This window comes from Rhizobium redzepovicii (assembly GCF_019793435.1).
GTDB lineage: Bacteria > Pseudomonadota > Alphaproteobacteria > Rhizobiales > Rhizobiaceae > Rhizobium > Rhizobium redzepovicii.
In genome coordinates, this window is the sequence record NZ_JAILYH010000130.1 from 1 (window position 1) to 237 (window position 237).

Sequence of the window (237 nt, forward strand, 5' to 3'; positions counted from 1 at the left end):
CGAACACGACGCCGACGGCGGTTGCCGATGCGGGCGATGCGACCGAGAAGGGCGGCGTGGCCAACGGTTCGGGCGGCGTGGTTGCCAGCGGTAACGTGCTGACCAACGACACCGATCCGGATTCTGGTGACACCAAGACCGTCACGGCAGTGGTCTTCGGCGCGACGTCGGGCACGCTCGGCTCAGCACTCGCCGGCACCTATGGCAGTCTGGTGCTCAACGCATCGGGCGCCTATA

At 67.1% G+C, this 237-nt stretch carries 1 protein-coding gene; it reads left to right on the top strand.

What is annotated here, in order from left to right; all coding sequences use genetic code 11:
- Window positions 1-237, top strand: a 237-nt coding sequence (locus K6N12_RS33905; protein ID WP_222149198.1) for a hypothetical protein, incomplete at both ends; no start/stop codon positions are given.